At 50.4% G+C, this 21,053-nt stretch carries 17 protein-coding genes; 7 read left to right on the top strand and 10 right to left on the bottom strand.

The window, feature by feature from the left end:
- Positions 1 to 42: 42 nt before the first annotated feature.
- The 10 genes from ugpB to THS27_RS19830 form a co-directional block, all read right to left on the bottom strand.
- On the bottom strand, positions 43 to 1,344 hold the full coding sequence (gene ugpB / locus THS27_RS19780) for a sn-glycerol-3-phosphate ABC transporter substrate-binding protein UgpB (RefSeq protein ID WP_085593793.1): 1,302 nt from the start codon (positions 1,342 to 1,344) through the stop codon (positions 43 to 45).
- 604 nt (positions 1,345 to 1,948) lie between these two features.
- Positions 1,949 to 2,809, bottom strand: coding sequence for an ABC transporter permease (locus tag THS27_RS19785; protein ID WP_085593794.1), 861 nt, complete (start codon positions 2,807 to 2,809; stop codon positions 1,949 to 1,951).
- 9 nt (positions 2,810 to 2,818) lie between these two features.
- On the bottom strand, positions 2,819 to 3,700 hold the full coding sequence (locus tag THS27_RS19790) for an ABC transporter permease (protein ID WP_085593795.1): 882 nt from the start codon (positions 3,698 to 3,700) through the stop codon (positions 2,819 to 2,821).
- Complete coding sequence (locus tag THS27_RS19795; protein WP_085593796.1) at positions 3,697 to 4,851, bottom strand: ABC transporter ATP-binding protein; 1,155 nt, start codon at positions 4,849 to 4,851, stop codon at positions 3,697 to 3,699. The genes THS27_RS19790 and THS27_RS19795 overlap by 4 nt, the downstream gene beginning before the upstream one ends.
- Before the next feature lie 122 nt (positions 4,852 to 4,973).
- Positions 4,974 to 6,059, bottom strand: a complete 1,086-nt coding sequence (locus THS27_RS19800) for an extracellular solute-binding protein (RefSeq protein ID WP_085593797.1) — start codon at positions 6,057 to 6,059, stop codon at positions 4,974 to 4,976.
- A 306-nt stretch (positions 6,060 to 6,365) separates the two neighbouring features.
- Positions 6,366 to 7,484 (bottom strand): ABC transporter ATP-binding protein, encoded by a 1,119-nt coding sequence (locus THS27_RS19810; protein ID WP_085593799.1) that lies wholly within the window; start codon positions 7,482 to 7,484, stop codon positions 6,366 to 6,368.
- A 28-nt stretch (positions 7,485 to 7,512) separates the two neighbouring features.
- Positions 7,513 to 8,358, bottom strand: coding sequence for a carbohydrate ABC transporter permease (locus THS27_RS19815; protein ID WP_085593800.1), 846 nt, complete (start codon positions 8,356 to 8,358; stop codon positions 7,513 to 7,515).
- A gap of 14 nt (positions 8,359 to 8,372) precedes the next feature.
- Positions 8,373 to 9,311, bottom strand: coding sequence for a carbohydrate ABC transporter permease (locus tag THS27_RS19820; RefSeq protein WP_139835677.1), 939 nt, complete (start codon positions 9,309 to 9,311; stop codon positions 8,373 to 8,375).
- A 155-nt stretch (positions 9,312 to 9,466) separates the two neighbouring features.
- Complete coding sequence (locus THS27_RS19825) at positions 9,467 to 10,732, bottom strand: ABC transporter substrate-binding protein (RefSeq protein ID WP_085593801.1); 1,266 nt, start codon at positions 10,730 to 10,732, stop codon at positions 9,467 to 9,469.
- A 54-nt stretch (positions 10,733 to 10,786) separates the two neighbouring features.
- Positions 10,787 to 11,674 (bottom strand): N-acetylmuramic acid 6-phosphate etherase, encoded by an 888-nt coding sequence (locus THS27_RS19830; protein ID WP_085593802.1) that lies wholly within the window; start codon positions 11,672 to 11,674, stop codon positions 10,787 to 10,789.
- A gap of 267 nt (positions 11,675 to 11,941) precedes the next feature.
- On the opposite strand from THS27_RS19830, the gene THS27_RS19835 reads away from it, so the two are divergent.
- The 7 genes from THS27_RS19835 (at position 11,942) to uvrA (ending at position 21,049) form a co-directional block, all read left to right on the top strand.
- Positions 11,942 to 12,832, top strand: a complete 891-nt coding sequence (locus THS27_RS19835; RefSeq protein WP_085593803.1) for a BadF/BadG/BcrA/BcrD ATPase family protein — start codon at positions 11,942 to 11,944, stop codon at positions 12,830 to 12,832.
- Complete coding sequence (locus tag THS27_RS19840) at positions 12,829 to 13,590, top strand: GntR family transcriptional regulator (protein WP_085593804.1); 762 nt, start codon at positions 12,829 to 12,831, stop codon at positions 13,588 to 13,590. Before THS27_RS19835 ends, THS27_RS19840 begins: the two co-directional genes overlap by 4 nt.
- Before the next feature lie 45 nt (positions 13,591 to 13,635).
- Positions 13,636 to 14,679: an SIS domain-containing protein gene (locus THS27_RS19845; RefSeq protein WP_085593805.1), complete on the top strand. Its 1,044-nt coding sequence runs from the start codon at positions 13,636 to 13,638 to the stop codon at positions 14,677 to 14,679.
- Positions 14,679 to 15,815 (top strand): N-acetylglucosamine-6-phosphate deacetylase, encoded by a 1,137-nt coding sequence (gene nagA / locus THS27_RS19850; protein WP_085593806.1) that lies wholly within the window; start codon positions 14,679 to 14,681, stop codon positions 15,813 to 15,815. The genes THS27_RS19845 and nagA overlap by 1 nt, the downstream gene beginning before the upstream one ends.
- Positions 15,816 to 15,855: 40 nt before the next feature.
- A complete protein-coding gene (locus THS27_RS19855; RefSeq protein WP_085593807.1) occupies positions 15,856 to 16,929 on the top strand; it encodes a Gfo/Idh/MocA family protein in 1,074 nt (357 codons plus the stop codon).
- Between the two features lie 20 nt (positions 16,930 to 16,949).
- Positions 16,950 to 18,029, top strand: a complete 1,080-nt coding sequence (gene fbaA, locus THS27_RS19860) for a class II fructose-bisphosphate aldolase (RefSeq protein ID WP_085593808.1) — start codon at positions 16,950 to 16,952, stop codon at positions 18,027 to 18,029.
- 191 nt (positions 18,030 to 18,220) lie between these two features.
- A complete protein-coding gene (gene uvrA, locus THS27_RS19865) occupies positions 18,221 to 21,049 on the top strand; it encodes an excinuclease ABC subunit UvrA (RefSeq protein ID WP_085593809.1) in 2,829 nt (942 codons plus the stop codon).
- Positions 21,050 to 21,053 lie beyond the last annotated feature (4 nt).

Raw genomic sequence — 21,053 nt, forward strand, 5'->3', positions numbered from 1 at the left:
AACAGGGCGGCTATAAAATGCCGCCCTGCCCCGCAGGATAAATTAGTTGCTATAGGTATCGTGAAAACGACCCAGCAGCTTGTTACCTTCGGTTTCGATCACGTCAAAAGCCTGATCAATGGTTTCTTCGCCATTCATCATTTTGTCGACTTCGTTATAGATCACTTCGCGGATCTGAACGTAGAAGCCAAGACGATAACCTTTGGTCCATTCGCCGCCTTCTTCGGAAAGCTGCTGAATGCCAACTTCGGCATCCGGGCTTTCTTTATAATACCCGTCCTTTTTGGCCAGTTCATAAGCAGCCGTGGTGATCGGAACGTAACCGGTTTCCTTGTGCCAGTAATACTGGGTTTCCGGTTTGGTCAGGAATTCAAAGAATTCAGCAACGCCTTTATTTTCTTTATCGGAATGACCCGAGAACGCAAACAGGGATGCACCACCGATAAAGGTGCTTTTCGGGGCATCGCCAACACCTTTCCAGTAAGGAAGGGTGGATGTACCAAAATCAAAGGTCGCACTTTTTCGCAAACCACCGAACGAGCCCGACGAGCCCAGCCACATCGCCGCTTTCTGCTGAAGGAAGGCATCCTGGTTTGCACCCCAGGCGCGACCGTAATAACCAAAATAACCCTCGTCTTTCCATTCCTTCATTTTTTTCCAATGATTTTTCAGGTCATCATTGTTGTAAAGGATTTTGACGTCGGTGCTGTCGTAACCGTTATTGGCGGTTGCCATCTGAAGGTTATGACGGGACATGAAGTTTTCAAAAAAGATCCAGGGGCTATGCGATTCAGCAAAGCCTTCGTAACCGGCAGCCTTGAGCTTCGGGGCTATTTCTTCAAATTCCTGCCAGGTTTTCGGCGGGTTTTGGATGCCTGCTTTGGCAAGCGCGTCTTTATTGAAATACAGAAGCGGGGTCGAGCTGTTGAACGGCATGCCGATCATTTTACCCTTGGAATCCGCATAGAAATATCGAACACCGGGGATGTAATCATTGATGTCAAATTTCGAGCCATATTTTTCCAGCAAGTCCTGCACCGGATAAACAGCACCCTTGGCATTGATAATGGTGGCAGCACCGGCATCAAAGATCTGAATGATGTTGGGCTGGTTTTTCGCGCGAAATGCTGCGATGCCAGCTGTCATTGTATCTTCGTAGCCACCCTTGTTGATCGGAACGACCTTAAATTCGGACTGGCTCTTGTTAAAATCGTCGGCAATATGGTTAACAACATCACCAAGGGCGCCGTCCATTGCGTGCCACCAGGTAATTTCGGTTGCTGCACTGGCAGTATTTGCCATTGCAAGCAACGCCGCAGCCGCCATCAGCGTTTTGCGAAACATGATTCCGTAATCTCCCAAATAAAAAAATCGCTCGCTTTGGCTGCCCTGTTCGCAGCCCAAACAACACGCATGTTTATCCAATGCGATGGCAATTCACTCAAATGACAGTTTTCGGAAACTTCTATTTAGGACAAAAATAAGGTTCATTTCTACAGCAAAAGTCACAATTTATTTTCATATGAACAATAAAAAAGGTCGAATCAATTTTAAAATTGAACGTCAACTGCTTAAATTTAATGATTGAAAAATGTCATCAATCTGAAATATCAGTAAATATGCCGTGTTTAGAAAATAAAGGGCAATATTCATACTCAAAGGTTGAATTAAATTTTTTAATTATAAATAAAAGCGGTTTTCAATCGAATCGACAAATGAAAACCACTGAACCTTTTTGCTTGTTCAACCACTCGTACGTCGTAAAGATTTTGGCTGAAATTGCACCATTTAAAGTGCAAGAGAAAACGCCTTGATGGTATGATAAAGACAAGGTTGCGCCAGACCAAAAAGACGAAGGGTGTTAACCGGTTCTGGTTAACACCCTTTGACATTTGCATTTGATTAATTGGCTTGAAACAACGCATCGGAAAGCCAATTACCACAATGCCTATTTGGAACTACGGTCTCGCTGGGCAAAAACCGATATCAAGGCAAGGCCACCTGAAACCACCATTAACAAAAGTGACAGGGCGTTTAGCGCCGGGGTCGATCCCTGTTTTAAACGGTCAAACATCGCAATTGTCAAAGGGGCATCCGACCCCACCAACATCAGGGTGGTGTTGAAATTTTCAAATGACATCAGAAACGAAACAATCGCAGCCCCGATCAGGGCCGGTTTCAAATAGGGAATGGTGATGGTGCGAATGGCGTCCGCCCGGCTTGCGCCAAGGTTAAGGGCCGCTTCCTCCAGCGTAATGTCAAATTTGCGCAGGCGAGCGGATATCACCAGAGTCGTGATTGTGGTGATGAAAGCAAACTGGCCAATTATAACCAGAAACAGACCGGGTCGTAAAAAGTCCAGATCCCAACCAATCGCTTCTTCAACACCATTGGCAATGGCGTTGGAAAACACCAGAATCGAAATCCCTAAAATCACACCGGGAATAACCAGCGGTGAAATAGCCAGCATATACAGCAGGTTTTTGCCCGGAAAGCGGGCGCGCTCGAACAAAAATGCATTACAGGTGCCAACGGTGACCGATAACAGCGTCACCCATACCGCAACAAAGGCCGATGTGCCGATACTCCGCAACAACGCGCTATCGTGGAAAATACCAATATAGGGCGCCGTATCACCAAAAAACCACGCCAGCGTCGCACCTTCCCACGGCATTGAGGGAAACAGGCTATCGTTAAAGGCAAACACACCCACAACCACCAACGGCGCGGCCAGATAGACAAAAAACAACGTTACATAGGCACCATAAATGCCCTTGGCATAACGCGACTGCGGAATGGAAGGTATCATAATGGCCCCCTAGCCGACGGTATCGGATAATGTTTGGCGGCTAAGCTTTAATCCCAACCAAACAATTAGCGACGACAACACCAGCAATAAAAACCCGAAAGCCGACCCTGATTCCCAGTTAAACCGGGTAATGAACTGGGTATAGATTTGTTCGGTAAACCACAGGCTGCTTTTGCCGCCCAGAAGGTTTGGCGTCAGATAATTGCCAAGTGTCAGCATGAAAACAACAATACAGCCTGATGCAATACCGGGCATGGCGTGGGGAATGACAATATCGCGGGTGACAGTAAAGGCGTTACCGCCCAGATCGTAACCGGCCTCGATCAGGCTGTCGTCCAGGCTATCAAGAACAGATACCAGCGGCACCACCATAAACAGCATTGATGTATAAACCAGCCCCACCATGATGGTGACATCGTTATACAGCATTTCGACGGGACCATCGACCAGCCCGGCCCACTGCAAGAAATGGCTGATAACGCCGCTTTCGCGCAGCAAAATCATCCAGCCAAAGGTACGCACCAGTTCGCTGACCCAGAACGGGATCAGGCACATCAGAAACAAAACGCTTTTGCCCCTGCCCCGCATCACCTTTGCAATATAATAGGAAATCGGAAAACCGATTACCAATGTCAGCGCGGTTGCCAAAATCGACATGGTCGCGGTACGGACATAGGTGTTCCAATAAAGTGGTTCGGTAAAAAACTCGATATAATTGGTAAAACTAAACGCATATTTGCCATACGAAATACGTTCGCGTAACGACACCATCAGCAAATCAAGATGTGGTAATATCACCAGCAATAGCAGCCACAGCAGCAATGGCGTCGCCATCAGCAACACGCCCAGTTTCAAGCCGCCACCAGCAACAGAACCCGATGCGTTCTTCATGCGACTGCCTCGCCGCTTGCATCTGCCTGGGCCGGTTTCGTATTCGGGAAGCATTTTGTCTGGCCAGCACTCCAGCTTAAATCCAGTTCATCGCCATTGCGCAATCCTGCGAACGCCCCGGTTTGCGGCAAGGCCACGTTCATTTCGTGTCCGGTTGTGGTTTCGCGTAACTGGACACTGCTGGCAGCGCCGTTAAATAACAGGTTTTCAACCCGTCCCTGCATTGCATTAAGACCTGATGTTGCGACGGGCCCCTGGCCCTTGGCCGCAATGGTGATGGCTTCGGGCCGAACAAAAACATCCATCCGCTGTCCCGCAACCAGGTCAGGGTTGGTGACTTGCGTGGGATCGGTATAAATAACACCACCACTATCAAGGCGAATAATTGCCTTGCCATCTGCAACAGTTTCAAACGTCCCTTGCCAGCGATTGCTTTCGCCGACAAACCCGGCAACGAATGGCGTGTCAGGCTGATAATACAGCTCCTGCGGGGTGCCAACCTGTTCAAACCGGCCCGCATTCATCACCGCAACCTGATCGGACATTACCAGGGCTTCAGACTGATCATGGGTAATATAAACAAAGGTGGTGCCAATTTCGTGCTGAAGCTGTTTTAGCTCGACTTTCATATGCTCGCGCAATTTCAAATCAAGTGCGCCTAGCGGTTCGTCAAGCAACAAAACAGCCGGTTCAAGTACAAGGCAACGCGCAATGGCGATACGTTGTTTCTGGCCACCCGATAGTTGGCTGATCTGTTTTTGCCCGGAATCGGGCAAACCTACACGGGCCAGGGTTTCAGCAACCTTTTTATCAATAGTGGCGCGGCCCACCCCGCGCCGACGCAATCCATAGGCAACGTTTTGTGCAACATTCATCATCGGGAACAGGGCCAGATGTTGAAACACCATATTGACCGGGCGCCGGTTAGGCGCAACACCCAGGACCGATTTTCCCTTAATCAGGATATCACCCGCCGTTGGTTCGATAAACCCTGCCAACATACGCAAAAGAGTTGTTTTACCGCAGCCGCTTGGCCCCAGAATGGAAAAAAAAGACCCTTGCGGAATGGTCAGTGAAACCTGATCCACAGCCGTAAACTGGCCAAATTTCTTAACAACATCGCGGCATTCCAAATCAAACTGGTCGGCCATGCTTACCCCGAACTTATCCTGGATATTATTAATTATATAGATACGAAATTGATCGTATATTTTTGTTTATAAACAAATATGGCACCTCCGAACATTATCGGAGATGCCATTTTTATCAAATGTTACTGGGCAGCTTTGACCCGGTCCAGTGCTTTACCTTCAAGGGTTTCCAGACCGGCAGGAACCGGCGGATACCATTTGATATTATCAAGGGCTTCCTGCGGGAAGCTGTTCTTGAACTGGGCTTTCAACTTGTCTTCAGCAAAATCATCAGCCCCTTTGGATGCCGTAAAGTTACCGGCACTTGCGGTAATTTTGGCCGCAATTTCCGGCTGCATGACAAAGTTGATCCATTTGTATGCCGCATCTTCATTTTCAGATTTGCGTGGCAGGGCAAAGGTATCAACCCAACCCAGCGCCCCTGATTTCGGTGCAACAAAGGTAATGTCGGCATTATCGTTGTTAAGCTTCCACCCGCCAGTATCCCATGCCATGGCAGCAACAACTTCACCCGAACGTACCAGGTTCAGCAGCGCATCGCCGCCTTCCCAATAGGTTTTCACATTCGGTTTGCACTCAATCAGTTTTTCCTGAACTTTATCAAGAATTTCCTGATATTTCGCCTCATCAGTATAAGCTGCAAACGGGTCCATGCCCATGGCAAAGGCAAAACCGATCAGGGTTGGGCGCTTCAGACGGTAGGAAACCTTGCCAGCAACGCTGTCATTGCAAAGATCGGTATAGTCCTTAACGTCGGCCGCCTTTTTGGTATCAACAACAAGACCGCTGGTGCCCCAGATATGCGGCAAGCCGTAAACCTTGCCATCAACCGTGGTGTTGGTTTTGGTCGCAGCCAGCATTGACGGAATAAACTGTGCTGCATCAACCTTGGACAGATCCATCGGTTTGTAGATACCATATTCCATCTGGGCACCGGCAATACGGTCCTGTGACGGTTGGGCAAGGTCAAAACCGCCGCCGCCGGTGGCACGCAATTTCGAAATCATGTCTTCATTGTTTGACAGGGTTACTTCGACATCAATGCCGGTTTCCTTTTCAAACATCTGGATAACGTCATCCGGGGCATAACCACCCCAGGTCAGCAAACGCAATTCTTCTGCCTGGGCAGTACCTGCCAGCATCATCACACCTGCCAGTGCAGAAACACCGAACATGGTTGCGCGCAGCGAACCGGTATTTTTAGACATTGTAACGAACCCCTTTGTTGACGAAATTCAAAATCTGCCACCAATCACAGCCCCCATAGCCCGCGCTATGGGGCACCGCCGAATGATATTATCAGCAAATTTTATGTTGAAACGAAACCAAAAAGACCAATTTCGTTTTCTATTGAACTTTTCGTTACAAGTTTCGCCATGTTTTGCCTCAAATCGCAAGTTAAAGTTCTGCAACAAAATTTGCGAAACAATGCGGGCGTTTCAGATATCCGCATACGAAAAAAGGGTGGCCCGCAAGACCACCCTTTAATCAGCAGATATCGTAACGGAAAGGTCCTATTCGTCGGCGCTATATTCGGCGGGGCAGTTTACCTTGGTAAAGGCTTTGCCGTTTTCGTCAAACAGGTGGGCAGCGCCGCCATCGGCAGCGGCAGTAACCTTTTCGCCAATTTTTACCCGGCTGTGGCCCGGTGCGCGCAAGGTTACCCGATCACCGTTGGGCAAGCCGACATATAGATATGTGGAGTCGCCCAGCTTTTCGACAACCTCTACCTCACCGGTAACCGGCAAATCGCCATCGCGGTTTAGTTCAAGATGTTCGGGCCGAATACCCAGTTCCACTTCCTTGCCCACCTGCCCGGCAGGAACAGCAAACGGCAAAATGGCCGTGCCGCCACCAGGCATTTCAACGGTGACAGTTTCGGCCCCGGTTGCCGTAATTTTTACCCGGGTAAAATTCATCGCAGGCGAGCCGATAAACCCGGCCACAAACCGGGTTTTAGGATGATGATAAAGCGTCATTGGCGAGCCAACCTGTTCTACCCTGCCCGCATTCATCACCACGATTTTATCCGCCAGCGTCATGGCTTCGATCTGGTCGTGCGTGACATAAACGATGGTGGATTTCAGTTTTTGATGCAGTTTGGCAATTTCGATCCGGGTTTGCACCCGCAAGGCGGCATCAAGGTTTGACAACGGTTCATCAAACAGAAAAACCTTTGGCTGGCGCACAATGGCACGACCAATGGCAACACGCTGGCGCTGCCCGCCAGAAAGTTCGGACGGACGACGGTCCAGCAGGTTGTCAAGCTGCAAGGTGGATGCGGCGGCACGAACCCGCTGATCAAGCGCGGATTTATCGGTTTTTGCCAGTTTGAGGCCAAAGGCCATGTTCTTGTAAACCGTCATATGCGGATACAGCGCATATGACTGAAACACCATGGCAATACCGCGATCCTTGGGGGTTTTGTTATTTACGATATCCCCGTCGATCATAAGGTCGCCGCCAGTAATATCTTCCAATCCTGCAATGATGCGCAGCAGGGTTGATTTGCCGCAGCCCGACGGGCCGACAAAAACAACAAACTCCCCGTCTTTCACATCCAGATCAATGCCATGCAGCACATCAACAGCGCCATAGCTCTTGCGGATCTGGTCCAGTTTCAAATCGGCCATTTTTTAAAGTGCTCCTGTAACCCGTAAATCACTTCACTGCGCCAGATGTCAGGCCGCGGATCAGTTGGCGGGAAAAAATCAGATAAAGGATCAGGATGGGAATGATTGCCAGGCTAAGCGACGCCAGAACCGCGTTCCAGTCTGTTACATATTGCCCGATAAACTGCTGCACACCGAGAGTGATGGTCTGCTTGCCATCGCCCGGTGCCAGGATCAACGGAAACCACAAGTCGTTCCAGATCGGGATCATGGTAAAGACCGCAACCGTTGCCACAGCCGGGCGTACCAGCGGCAGGATAATGGCAAAAAAGATCTTGAATTCACCCACCCCGTCACAACGGGCGGCTTCTTTCAAATCCTTGGGGATCTGATGCATGAATTCTGTCAAAATGAAAATAGCCAAAGGCAAGCCTTGCGCCACATAAACCAGCACCAGCGACGTCAACGTATTCACCAGCCCCAAATCGACCATCAGGCTAAGAATGGACACAGTACCAAGGCGAATTGGCACCATGATGCCAATGGCAAGATAAATTGCCAGTGCGGTATTGAGCGGAAATTTATATTCCGACAAGGCCCAGGCCGCCATTGCGGCCAGCAACAGCACAACAACAATCGTGACGACCGTTACCGAAATACTGTTGAAAAAATAGGTTCCGAAATCGGCTTTGTCCAAAACCTTCTCAAAACCCGACAGACTGAAGGTTTGAGTTGTTGGCAGGGCCATCGGTTCGCGAAAAATACCCTTGCGGGATTTAAAGGCATTAATCACGATCAAAAATACAGGATAAAGCGCAATCAGCGTATAGCTTAGCAAGACCGCGTGAACGATAACGGCGCGGGATGCATGATCCTTGCGAACATTTAAAGCCATGAATGCAGCCCCTTTTACAGTTGATAGCGCGACATGCGGCGCTGCACGACAAACAGGTAAAACAGCACACCGGCAAGGATGATCAGGAACATCAGGGATGCGATAGTCGCGCCCAGTGTTGGGCTGCCAAGCTGCAATTGATACCCAAAGAAGGTGCGGTAAAACAATGTGCCCATAATATCGCTGGAGAAATTAGGCCCGGCCAGCGCACCTTTTACGGCATAAACAAGGTCGAAAGCATTGAAATTACCAACAAATGTCAGGATCGACACCATGGCGACCGTGGGCAAAATCAAGGGCATTTTAATGTGCCAGAACACCTCGAAATGGGTGGCGCCATCAACAATGGCGGCATCAACCAGATCTTCGGGAATGGCAAGTAAAGCCGCGTAAATCAGCATCATGGGGATGCCAACCCATTGCCAGACGGAAATAAAGGCCAGGGTAATCAGCGCACTGCCTTCTTTACCCAGCCAGGGGCCAAACAGGGATTTCAGGCCAACAATATCAAGGATATCTGCACCGACCCCCCAAACCGGGCTTAGGATAAGTTGCCAGATAAACCCGACAATCACCACCGACAGCATGGTCGGCATAAAAATCAGCGTGCGATAGGTATTGCGAAATTTAAGACGAGGCAAACTTAGAACAGCGGCAAGGGCAATACCGATAGGGTTTTGCACCAGCATGTGAACCGCGAAAAATTTCATATTGTTCCAGAAACTGTTCCAGAACGTCGCAGCCCAGTCTGGATCGCTTAAAATTGTTCGGTAATTTTCCAGGCCAACAAATGTCAGATCGCCGCCGGATGGCGTCGTGTAAAAACTTAACCGGATCGAATCGATCAACGGATAAATCATAAACAGCGTATAAAGGATTGTTGCGGGTGCCAGAAAGGCAAATACAGGCAGTTTTGCCTTGCGCCAATCGGTCATGGGCCCTGAATGCGCCATACCATGTCCTGTCTGTCTGAAAAATATCTGATGGCGAGACGATAAAATAATCGCCGCCCGCCCGGGGGCGCTTTAACCGTCGCCCATATTACTTGCGATGTATGCCCCGAAGGGCGGACAGGCACAATTATGCGCCTGTCCAATCGTTTAACCGATCATTTCTGATGCGGTGCATACCATTTTTCCAGGCCGTCTTCGGCCTTTTTCGCCCCTTCTTCCGGGGTCAGCGTGCCATTGATCACCTGTGCGGAAATATTCCACAGTTCGTTTTCAAGGTTCGGCGTGCCACGTGAAAGGATCTGATAGGAGTTGCGAATGGTTGATTTGCATTTCTGGCGCCAGCTGACAAATTCCTGCGCGACCGGATCTTCAATGTCAATTTTCGCATTCGACAATGAGAAGAAGCCCGGCAGGGCATTTGAATAAAGCTGGGCGAAGTCCGGGCCGGTCATCCATTCAAGAAATACTTTCGCGTCTTCGGTATTCTTGGAATGTGCGTTCAGACCCATGCCAATATCGGTGTGGTCGCTGATATAGCAGGTATCGGAACCCGCCGGCGCAGGTGGCGGGAATGCGCCAAATTCAAAATCGGCCTGTTTGTTAAACAGCGAAATATCCCATGAACCGGCCGGGTAAATTGCAGCCCGCCCGAGCGAGAAAAGGTTCTGAGAATCAGAAGATGAAATGGCTTCAAAACCATCGGGCAGGTAATCTTTCCAGCGGGCCAATTCGGTGAAGGTATCGACATAAGGTTTGTCGGTGAATTTCTGGCTACCATCGATCAGGGCTTTACGGCCTTCTTCACCATTCCAGTGGTTCGGACCGATATTCTGGAAGCCCATGGTTGCGGCTTCCCACTGGTCAGCAGTACCCATTGCCATCGGAACATAGGCGCCATCTTCTTTGATCTTATCAAGAACCTGGAAGAATTCTTCGGTGGTTTTCGGAACTTCTACGCCAACTTCCTCAAAAGCTTCCTTGTTATAGATGAAGCCATGAATAACCGATGCCATCGGCACGCAGAAGGTGGTTGAACCGTCGTCGGTCTGCCAGGCGGATTTGGCGACATCAGAAAAATTATCCATGCCCGGAAGATCATTCAGCGATGCGAGATTGCCCTGCTTGTAAAGCTCAAGGGATGCGTCAAATGGGCGACATGTGATCAAATCACCAGCAGTCCCGCCTGCTAATTTTGCGTTCAACGCTGCATTGTATTCCGGTGGAGTAACAGAGGTGAATTTAACTTGGATATTCGGATGTTTTTTATTGAAAGCAGGGATGATTTGATCGTTCCAGATATCAACGTCGTCAGTACGCCAGCTTTCGATCACCAGGTCGCCGGCTTGTGCCATTAACGGAACCAGGGCGACACTTGCCGCCAAGGCACCCGCCAGCCCTTTTGCCAATAGTTTGTTCGACATTTATGCCTCCTCTGATCAATGTCGGTAGGCTGCCCGGTCCTTTATGAACCGGGTTCAACCCTTATATTCAAGCGCCGCCCGAAGATTTCCGTTTACGGACGCCAGAATTTCTTTTGCTTTTTGCAAAGTTTGGCCGCGCACCATTAAAACTGCGCAGCGAATATCAAAACCGGATTGTTCAAGTGCGCGTTGCGCAATGGCAGCATCGCATTTGGCAATATGGCGCACAATGCGAACCGCCCTGCCCTGCAATTTCGTGTTTTCTGCCCGCATACCGACCATAAGGTTGTCAAACAAACGCCCCAGACGGTTCATCACCAGCGTTGACAACATGTTAAGGGCTGCTTTTTGCGCTGTTCCAGCCCCCATACGGGTTGATCCTGCAACGACTTCGGGCGCGCTATCTAAAAATATGCCATGACAAGCATGGCTTAACAATGCACCGTCGCTATTATTACAAATGCCAATTGTCAATGCTCCGGCGTCATTCGCCGCCTGCACAGCACCTAGCGTAAAGGGAGTTGATCCACTGGCGGCAACAGCAATTAAAACATCCTGCTTGCCGATATTGTGTCGGTTGACTTCAAAAAGTGCAGCATCACAGTCGTCTTCCGCGGAATTAAAAACACCCGGTGCGCTATCAACACCTCCCGCAAGCAAAACAATGGTTCGGTCTTCGGGCCAGCCAAATGTACCCCCCAGTTCCTTGGCATCTTGCCATGCAACGGTGCCTGACGTCCCGGCGCCAGCATAGATCAGGCGGCCACCGCCAAGCAATCGATCAGCGATACCCGCTGCCGCGCGCGCCAAAGGTTCGATCATCGGACCAACAGATGCAACAGCCCGCATCTGACCTTCCCATAAAGCAGTCAGGAAATCGGCATCGGACCATTGGTCCAATCCTGCAAAGCGCATATCGAATTCTTCGGTGCTTAATGCCATTTCCCTGATCTCCCTTCCATAATTAAATACCATTGTGATACCAGACACGCAAGGCGTTAAATTATCCTCGCAACACCTCTTTCAACCCCATCCATATTTTTCATTATATATCAGTATATTGATTGGGTTTTTCATTCAATTTTCGTTTTTTATATACGTTTTTGCCCGCCATTTTACCGTCATATACGGCGAAAAAGTGGATCTATATTGGTATTGCAAATATAGATACCAGTCTGCTAGGATGACGCAAGTTAGGGATGGCAAACAATGAACAACTCACAATCAGAGAGACTTTATCTGGGGGTCGACGGCGGTGGAACGCGATGTCGGGTAAGACTGGTTAACAGTCATGGTATGGTTATGGGTGAAGCCACACGCGGCAGCGCCAACACCCGCCTTGGCCTGGAAAAGGTTTTTGCCGAGATAACCGATGCAGCCTATGATGCCCTTGATCAGGCATCCCTCCCACCAGAGAAAATTACTGAAATTCATGCCGGGCTGGGCCTGGCCGGATTAGCATTAACCCGTGAGCAAAAACGTGTTCGGGCCCATCCTCATCCGTTTGCCAGTGCCGTTTTTGAAACCGATGCCTATAGTGCGTGTCTGGGGGCACACAATGGCCATGACGGGGCTATTTTAATTGTCGGCACCGGAACATGCGGACAGGCCATTGTTGCAGATCGGCAACTTGCTGTTGCCGGTTGGGGGTTTGAAATATCCGACATTGGCAGTGGTGCGCGCATTGGCAAACACGCACTGGAAAAAACCCTTCTGGCACACGAAAAAATTGGTTCCGAATCGAACCTGACCCGCCAGTTGATGGCCCATTTCCACAATAGCCCTGAAGAAATGGTGTCCTTTGCCGAAACGGCCCGCCCCGCTGACTACGGACAATTTACCGTGTCCGTTTTTGATGCCTTTGATAATGACGATACCGTTGCCCGCGAAATCGTCGATCAGGCCTGTAATGCAAATGAACAAATATTACGTCAATTGTTGGCATTTGGCGCCCCGCGCCTGACTTTAATGGGCGGCATTGGCCAACGTATGGCCGGTTTGATGTCGGATGATATACAGAAAAAACTGGTGCCCGCATCAGGTGATGCCCTTGATGGAGCCATTTTAATGGCCAAACGCCAATATGAGGCCCTCCCATGATTGCACCTGATGATGTTTTAAAAAGCCTGCGTGCGCGCGACTTTGAAAATACCGGCCATGGCCCGCTTTACCGCCGCCTGCAAACTGCGATCAAGGCAATCATTGATGACGGTATTTTAAAAGTCGAAGATGCCCTGCCAAGCGAGCGGGACTTGGCAACAGAACTGGGAATTTCACGTGTTACCGTACGCAATGCAGTACGGTCCCTGGTGGAAGATGGTATTCTGGTGCAACGCCACGGCGCGGGCACATTTGTCGCCCCCCGGGTGGAACAGGCCCTGTCGCGGTTAACATCCTTTACCGAAGATATGACCACAAGGGGCATGCATCCCGGTGTCGTCTGGCTGGAAAAATCGGTGGGGTATGCAACACCGGAAGAAGCAATGGCCTTAAACCTGTCGCCCGGCAGCGAAGTGGCGCGGTTTCGGCGCTTGCGTACCGCCAATGATAAACCAATGGCGCTGGAATTTGCCGTCGTCCCCCGACAGTTTATTCCCGTGCCTGAAGAAGTCGACAAATCGCTTTATGATGCATTGGCAAAATACGGCAAAAAACCTGATCGTGCCTTGCAAAGGTTGCGCGCAGAGCTGTTTGATCACGATACGGCTCGCGCCCTTGGCGTACCCGAAGGAAGTGCAGCCCTTTATATCGAGCGCCGGTCGTTTCTGGCCAATGGTACCCCGGTTGAATTCACCCGATCACATTATCGCGGCGACAGTTACGATTTCATCGCCGAAATGCAGGTCGATGCGCGCTAGGCGCATCCAACGTTATAAGCTCATTGCAAACCAAGGAAATTAAACATGACTACACGCTGGACGCCTCAAACCCAGATGGGTCGCGAAACGGCTCAGGCGCCGTCTGTTGTAAAGGCTCAGCTTGCAGCCAATCATGAGGCGATTGCCCAATTGGCCGCCGAATTACGTGAAACGCCCCCCACCTTTGTCATGACATGTGGACGTGGCAGTTCGGACCATGCAACGCTTTATGCCAAATACCTGATCGAAAGCCAGCTTGGCATCCCGGTGGTGTCGGCGGCACCGTCCATTACCTCGATTTATGGCAAGACACTGGCCGTTAAAGGGGCTTTGTTTATTGCTGTTTCGCAGTCTGGCAAAAGCCCGGATCTGGTACAAAGTGCAGCAGCGGCAAAAAAAGCAGGTGCACGCACCGTTGCATTGGTAAATGTAACCGATTCTCCGCTCGCACAAACAGTGGATCACGTTATTCCGTTGCTGGCCGGTGCCGAAACCAGTGTCGCTGCGACAAAATCCTATATCGCGACACTATCGGCAATTGCCCAGATTGTGGCAGCATGGGTTAATGATGATGCTTTAAACAAAGGCCTTGATGCCCTGCCCGGTCAATTGGTCCGTGCCCTGGATAATGACTGGCTTGATGCGGCAGAGCCAATTGCAAAATCGCAAGGTTTATACGTTATTGGCCGCGGGCCGACCTTCGCCATTGCCCAGGAAGCAGCCCTTAAATTCAAGGAAACCAGCAGCCTGCATGCCGAAGCCTTTAGTGCTGCCGAAGTCAAACACGGCCCGATGGCCCTGGTCACAAGTGATTTTCCGATGCTGGTATTTTCACAGCAAGATGCCACGCGCGAAAGTGTAGAAGGATTTTTGGCTGAAATGCGCGCCAAAACCGACAACCTGTTTGCCGCCGAAACCGGGCATAGCAGCACCAAGGGCCATTTGCCGGTTGTTGAAGACATTCACCCGTTACTAGCCCCTATCGCCATGATCCAGACTTTCTATACGCTGGCTGAACATGTTGCGTTACTGCGCGGCTGCAACCCCGATGCCCCGCCGCATCTGTCCAAGGTAACGGAGACGCATTAATGCCGGTTCTTGCCATTATAAACGCCAAATTGTTTGACGGTGACCGTTTTCACGATGACAAGGCCGTCGTGATCGAGAACGGTAAAATCTTGGCTGTTAGCCATGCTGGCGATATTAGCGACACCACAAACACCTATGATGCCCAAGGCCATATTTTAGCCCCTGGCTTTATCGATGTGCAAGTGAACGGTGGCGGTGGTGTGTTATTAAACCATACCCCCACTGTTGAAGGCATTCGTGCGATTATGGCCGGTCATCGGCAATTTGGGACAACCGCCATGTTGCCAACCCTGATTACGGATACGCGCGCTAAAATGCTGGCGGCAATTGCGGCGGTTAAAGATGCAATTGCGCAAAACGTCCCCGGCATTGTCGGCATTCACCTTGAAGGCCCTTATCTGAACACCGAACGCAAAGGCGTTCATGATCCCAACATTATCCGCCCGATGGAAGATGATGCGATCGACGTGCTAAGCAGCCTGCCTAATGGTCGCATTGTGGTAACGATGGCCCCGGAAAAAGCCAAGGCAGGCACCATTGCCAAGCTGACCGAAAACAACGTTCTGGTTTGTGCTGGTCATACCGCAGGTACATATAATGATGTGCAAGCGGCAATTGGCGAAGGCTTGCGCGGCTTTACCCATCTTTTTAACGCCATGAGCCCGCTTAACCACCGGGAACCGGGCGTTGCCGGGGCCGCCATTGCCGATGAAAATACCTGGTGCGGACTGATTGCCGACGGGTTCCATGTCCATCCTGCTGCCATGCAAATTGCCGTGCGCGCCAAAAAAACCGGCAAAATTATGCTGGTGACAGATGCGATGCCGACAGTCGGCGCAAAGAACAAAAGTTTTGTTCTGGGTGGTGAGGAAATTATTGCCACCAATGGGCGTTGCGCGCTGGCCGATGGCACCTTGGCCGGGTCCGATCTTGATATGATGTCAGCGGTGAAAAACACGGTTGAAATGATTGGCACGGATCTGGCCGAAGCCCTGCGTATGGCATCGCTTTACCCGGCGGAATTTTTAAAGATGGGTAATCATAAAGGCCGGATCAAACCGGGTTTTGACGCCGATTTTGTTCTGTTTGACAGCGCATCATATACAGTAAAAAACACCTGGATTTCAGGGCAATAACGATCATTCGTTATATAAAACATTAAAAAGGAGGCACCTCATGACGTCGAAACCCGTACGCGTTCTTGTCGTCGGACTGGGCAATATGGGGATGTCCCATGCCAAGGCTTATCATGCCCTTGAGGGGTATGAAATTGTCGGGCTATGCACACGATCCCCCATTGCGGACGAATCCCTGCCTGATGGCTTTGCGCACTACCCGCAATTCACAGATTATGAAACAGCACTGACAAACACCAAACCCGATGCCGTTTCAATCAACACCTATACCGAAACCCATGCCAATTACGCCGTGGCCGCGTTTGAGGCCGGGGCGCATGTGTTTATTGAAAAACCACTGGCCGCCACGGTTGAAGATGCCGAGCGAGTGGTTGCCAGTGCGATGAAGAATAATCGCAAACTGGTGATCGGCTATATTCTGCGCCATCATCCGTCGTGGGAAAAGTTTGTCGAACTGGCACAAACATTGGGCAAGCCGCTGGTGATGCGTATGAATTTAAACCAGCAAAGCAGTGGTGAATTCTGGGAAACCCATAAGCGCCTGCTAAACAGTGTGTCGCCGATTGTTGATTGCGGCGTGCATTACCTTGACATGATGTGTCTGATGACGGGCGCCAAACCGGTTTCGGTTCATGCGATGGGCGTGCGCCTTTCACCCGACGTGGCCGAAGATATGTATAATTATGGCCAATTACAGGTGCGGTTCGATGACGGTTCGATTGGCTGGTATGAAGCGGGCTGGGGCCCGATGATCAGTGAAACGGCTTTTTTCGTTAAAGATGTGATCGGGCCGAAGGGTTCTGTCTCAATCACAGATGTAGAAGAAAAAGGCGCAGGATCGGCCGATATTGATACACACACCAAAACCAGTGCCTTAAAATTACATCATGCTGCCACAGATCATGACGGAAAATTTACACAATCGGACGAGATCATCAGAACAGATGACGAGCCCGATCATGATGCTTTGTGCCTGCGTGAACAGCAGTTTTTCCTAAAGTCTATAACGGAAAATCTTGACCTTACGCAGCATATGACGGATGCATTGGGCTCCTTACGGATCGCCCTTGCTGCGGATCAATCGGTTCGCACGGGGAATATTATAATGCTCTGACCCCCAGGAGGAGTACCCACATGCCTTCCGTTAAACCCGGTGTTGTTACCGGTGCTGCCTATCGCGAACTCGTTGCTGCTTGCAAGCAGGACGGGTACGCTCTACCCGCGGTTAATGTTACCTCGTCAAGCACATTGAACGCAGCCCTTGAAGCTGCTGCCAATGCCGGTTCTGACATTATCATTCAGCTATCGAATGGTGGTGCACAGTTCTTTGCCGGCAAGGGCATCAAGGATGCCAATGCTGCCCGTATTATTGGCGCCGTTTCCGCCGCCCGTCATGCTCAGCTTATGGCTGAATATTATGGCGTCGCCGTTGTTCTTCATACCGATCATGCCAACCGGAAATTCGTTCCGTGGGTCGATGGTATGCTGAGCTGGGGTGAAAAAGCGTACAAGGAAACCGGCAAGCCTTTGTTTAGCTCGCATATGCTTGATTTGTCAGAAGAACCACTGGAAGACAATCTGGCGACCTGCGAGGAATTTCTCAAACGTCTTTCTGCTGTCGATATGAGCCTGGAAATTGAACTGGGTGTTACCGGTGGCGAAGAAGACGGTATTGGCAAGGAACTTGATACGTCGCAAGACGATATTGACCCGCGCCTGTATACCCGACCAGAAGAAGTTGAAGAAGCCTATCGTCGTCTGAAGCCGCTGGGCCATTTTTCGGTTGCTGCGGCATTTGGCAACGTTCACGGCGTGTACAAACCCGGCAATGTGAAACTGCGCCCGGAAATTTTGCTGGAATCGCAGAAATACGTTGCCGAAAAACACGACCTTGACGGTTTCCCGCTTGATTTCGTTTTCCACGGTGGTTCCGGTTCGGAAAAAGAAAAAATCGAGGAAGCCGTGGGCTACGGCGTTTTCAAAATGAACATCGATACCGACACCCAGTTTGCCTATGCAACGGCAGTTGGCAAATATGTTGAAGAAAACGAACGCGCCTTTAAATACCAGGTCGATCCTGACAACGACACGCCCTACAAAAAGCAATACGACCCGCGTGTCTGGGTCCGCGAGGCTGAGCTTTCGATGGCCGCCCGTCTTGAAGAAGCCTTCAAGGATTTGGGAGCTACCGGCAAGTCAATCGCCAAAGGCTGATTACAAATATATTGTCACAAAACCCGTCAGAGAAATCTGGCGGGTTTTGTTTTTGCAGTGCAAAATTCACACGATCAGAACACATATCAGTCATGCTGACATATCCTGACAGGAACTGTCAGGGGCGCACTTGCGTATATAGACTGGCTCCTCTATACATTTCCCGAACAATTCAGGAACAAAGGCCGGATATGCTGACAAAAATTTCGGTTCGCGGTGCGAAAGAACACAATCTTCAAAACATTGATGTGGACCTGCCGCGCGATTCACTTGTGGTCATTACCGGCCTTTCAGGGTCAGGTAAAAGCTCGCTTGCATTTGACACCATCTATGCCGAAGGCCAGCGCCGCTATGTCGAAAGCCTGTCGGCCTATGCCCGTCAGTTCCTTGAAATGATGCAAAAGCCGGATGTCGAATATATCGATGGTCTGTCTCCTGCCATTTCGATTGAACAAAAAACCACCTCGCGCAATCCGCGCTCGACGGTGGGGACTGTGACCGAAATTTACGACTATATGCGCCTTCTTTGGGCGCGTGTCGGTATTCCCTATTCGCCTGCTACCGGCCTTCCCATTGTCAGCCAGACGGTTTCACAAATGGTGGACCGGGTGATGGAAATGGAAGAAGGCACAAGGCTTTATTTGCTGGCCCCCATCGTGCGTGGTCGCAAGGGGGAATATAAAAAGGAATTAAAAGACCTGCGCGCACGTGGCTTTCAGCGCGTAAAAATCGATGGTGAAATGTATGACATCGACGAGGCACCTGATCTTAACAAAAAGCTGAAACACGACATATCTGTTGTTGTAGATCGACTGGTTGTCAAAGACGGCATTCAAACGCGCCTGGCCGACAGTTTTGAAACCGCCCTTGAACTGACAGACGGTATTGTTTTTGCCGAAGATGCGCGAAGCGGTGACAGCACGTTGTTTTCCGCCAAATTCGCCTGCCCCGTTTCCGGTTTCACCATCGAGGAAATCGAACCACGGTTGTTTTCGTTTAACAATCCGTTTGGCGCCTGCCCGGTCTGCGATGGCCTTGGCACCCAAATGGAATTTGATCCGGAACTGGTGGTGCCTGATACCAGCAAAACGCTGGATGATGGTGCAGTGGCCCCGTGGGCCAGCGGAACGTCAAAATACTATTTGCAAACGTTACGCGCCATTGCCAGGCATTTTGGCTTTAAAACCAATGTTGCATGGGAAAAACTGCCCGCAACGGCACAAAAAATTATATTGCATGGCTCTGGCGATGAAGAAGTGACCGTGACCTATGATGACGGGTCGCGCAGCTATAAGGTAACCCGCCCGTTTGAAGGGGTTATCCCCAATATGTCGCGGCGCTGGCGCGAAACCGATAGTCAGTGGGCACGCGATGAACTTGCCAAATACCAGACAATTTCAAGCTGCGATGCCTGCCACGGCGACCGCCTGAAACCCGAGGCACTGGCCGTCAAGATTGACCATTGCACCATTTCCGAAATCACCGCCCTGTCAATTGGCAAAGCAGTGGACTGGTTTGCCGCCCTGGAACCAAAACTGAACGAAAAGCAGACAGAAATTGCCCGGCGTATTTTGCGCGAAATTAATGATCGTTTGCGGTTTTTGAGCGATGTTGGCCTGAACTACCTGTCAATGTCTCGAACATCGGGCACTTTATCGGGCGGGGAAAGCCAGCGTATTCGTCTGGCGTCGCAAATCGGTTCGGGTCTGACCGGCGTTTTATATGTACTTGATGAACCGTCCATCGGCTTGCACCAGCGTGACAATGACCGGTTGCTGGAAACCCTGAAACGCTTGCGTGACCTTGGCAATACCGTGCTGGTGGTCGAGCATGACGAAGATGCCATCCGTGCGGCCGATTATGTGGTTGATATGGGCCCGGGCGCAGGTATCCACGGGGGCCGTATTGTTGCCGAGGGGACCCCGGAAGAAATTCAGCAAAACCCCAACAGCCTTACCGGAAAATACCTGACCGGTATTGAACAGATTGCCGTGCCCGACAAACGCCGGGACGGCAGTGGCAAAGCCATTACCATTACCGGCGCGCGGGCCAATAACTTGCAAAACGTTAAAGTGGATTTTCCACTGGGCAAGTTTATCTGTGTGACGGGGGTATCAGGTGGTGGTAAATCCAGCCTGGTGATTGAAACGCTATATAAGGCGCTGGCAAAACGCATGCATAATGCGCGCAACCAGCCTGGCGCCCATGACAGCATTTCAGGCATCGAACATATCGATAAAATTATTGATATTGACCAAAGCCCGATTGGCCGTACCCCGCGGTCCAACCCGGTAACTTATACCGGTGCTTTTACCCCCATTCGCGAATGGTTTGCCCAGTTACCCGAAGCCAAAACACGCGGTTACAAGCCCGGTCGTTTTTCGTTTAACGTTAAAGGTGGCCGTTGCGAAGCCTGCCAGGGTGATGGCGTTATCAAAATTGAAATGCATTTTTTGCCCGATGTTTACGTTACCTGTGATCAATGCAAAGGCAAACGCTACAATCGGGAAACATTGGAAATATCCTTTAAAGGCAAATCAATATCAGACATTCTTGACATGACAGTTGAAGAAGGTGCCGATTTCTTCAAGGCCGTTCCCAGCATTCGTGACAAGATGGAAACCCTAAAACAAGTTGGGTTAAGTTACGTTCATTTGGGCCAGCAAGCCACCACCCTGTCGGGCGGTGAAGCGCAGCGCGTCAAACTTGCCAAGGAGCTTTCCAAACGGGCAACAGGGCGCACGATTTATATTCTGGATGAACCGACAACCGGCCTTCATTTCCACGATATTCGTAAATTGTTAGAAGTGCTGCATACCCTGGCCGATCAGGGCAACACGGTTGTTGTGATTGAACATAACCTTGATGTAATCAAAACGGCCGACTGGATTATTGACATTGGCCCCGAAGGGGGTGATGGCGGTGGTGAACTCGTGGGTGCCGGAACGCCTGAAGACATCATGAACAATGATCGCAGCTATACCGGAAAATACCTGAAGCGACATTTACGTATCGCTTAATTCA

Origin of the sequence: Thalassospira sp. MCCC 1A01428, assembly GCF_002115825.1 — a bacterium.
Classification (GTDB): domain Bacteria; phylum Pseudomonadota; class Alphaproteobacteria; order Rhodospirillales; family Thalassospiraceae; genus Thalassospira.

Bases quoted from the DNA above. Each gene is read 5' to 3' on its own strand.
- THS27_RS19820 (WP_139835677.1), bottom strand. From the start codon at position 9,311: ATGGCGCATTCAGGGCCCATGACCGATTGGCGCAAGGCAAAACTGCCT.
- THS27_RS19835 (WP_085593803.1), top strand. From the start codon at position 11,942: ATGAACAACTCACAATCAGAGAGACTTTATCTGGGGGTCGACGGCGGT.
- THS27_RS19845 (WP_085593805.1), top strand. From the start codon at position 13,636: ATGACTACACGCTGGACGCCTCAAACCCAGATGGGTCGCGAAACGGCT.
- THS27_RS19795 (WP_085593796.1), bottom strand. From the start codon at position 4,851: ATGGCCGACCAGTTTGATTTGGAATGCCGCGATGTTGTTAAGAAATTT.
- THS27_RS19855 (WP_085593807.1), top strand. From the start codon at position 15,856: ATGACGTCGAAACCCGTACGCGTTCTTGTCGTCGGACTGGGCAATATG.
- THS27_RS19800 (WP_085593797.1), bottom strand. From the start codon at position 6,059: ATGTCTAAAAATACCGGTTCGCTGCGCGCAACCATGTTCGGTGTTTCT.
- THS27_RS19825 (WP_085593801.1), bottom strand. From the start codon at position 10,732: ATGTCGAACAAACTATTGGCAAAAGGGCTGGCGGGTGCCTTGGCGGCA.
- THS27_RS19810 (WP_085593799.1), bottom strand. From the start codon at position 7,484: ATGGCCGATTTGAAACTGGACCAGATCCGCAAGAGCTATGGCGCTGTT.
- ugpB (WP_085593793.1), bottom strand. From the start codon at position 1,344: ATGTTTCGCAAAACGCTGATGGCGGCTGCGGCGTTGCTTGCAATGGCA.
- nagA (WP_085593806.1), top strand. From the start codon at position 14,679: ATGCCGGTTCTTGCCATTATAAACGCCAAATTGTTTGACGGTGACCGT.
- THS27_RS19815 (WP_085593800.1), bottom strand. From the start codon at position 8,358: ATGGCTTTAAATGTTCGCAAGGATCATGCATCCCGCGCCGTTATCGTT.
- THS27_RS19790 (WP_085593795.1), bottom strand. From the start codon at position 3,700: ATGAAGAACGCATCGGGTTCTGTTGCTGGTGGCGGCTTGAAACTGGGC.
- fbaA (WP_085593808.1), top strand. From the start codon at position 16,950: ATGCCTTCCGTTAAACCCGGTGTTGTTACCGGTGCTGCCTATCGCGAA.
- THS27_RS19830 (WP_085593802.1), bottom strand. From the start codon at position 11,674: ATGGCATTAAGCACCGAAGAATTCGATATGCGCTTTGCAGGATTGGAC.
- THS27_RS19785 (WP_085593794.1), bottom strand. From the start codon at position 2,809: ATGATACCTTCCATTCCGCAGTCGCGTTATGCCAAGGGCATTTATGGT.
- THS27_RS19840 (WP_085593804.1), top strand. From the start codon at position 12,829: ATGATTGCACCTGATGATGTTTTAAAAAGCCTGCGTGCGCGCGACTTT.
- uvrA (WP_085593809.1), top strand. From the start codon at position 18,221: ATGCTGACAAAAATTTCGGTTCGCGGTGCGAAAGAACACAATCTTCAA.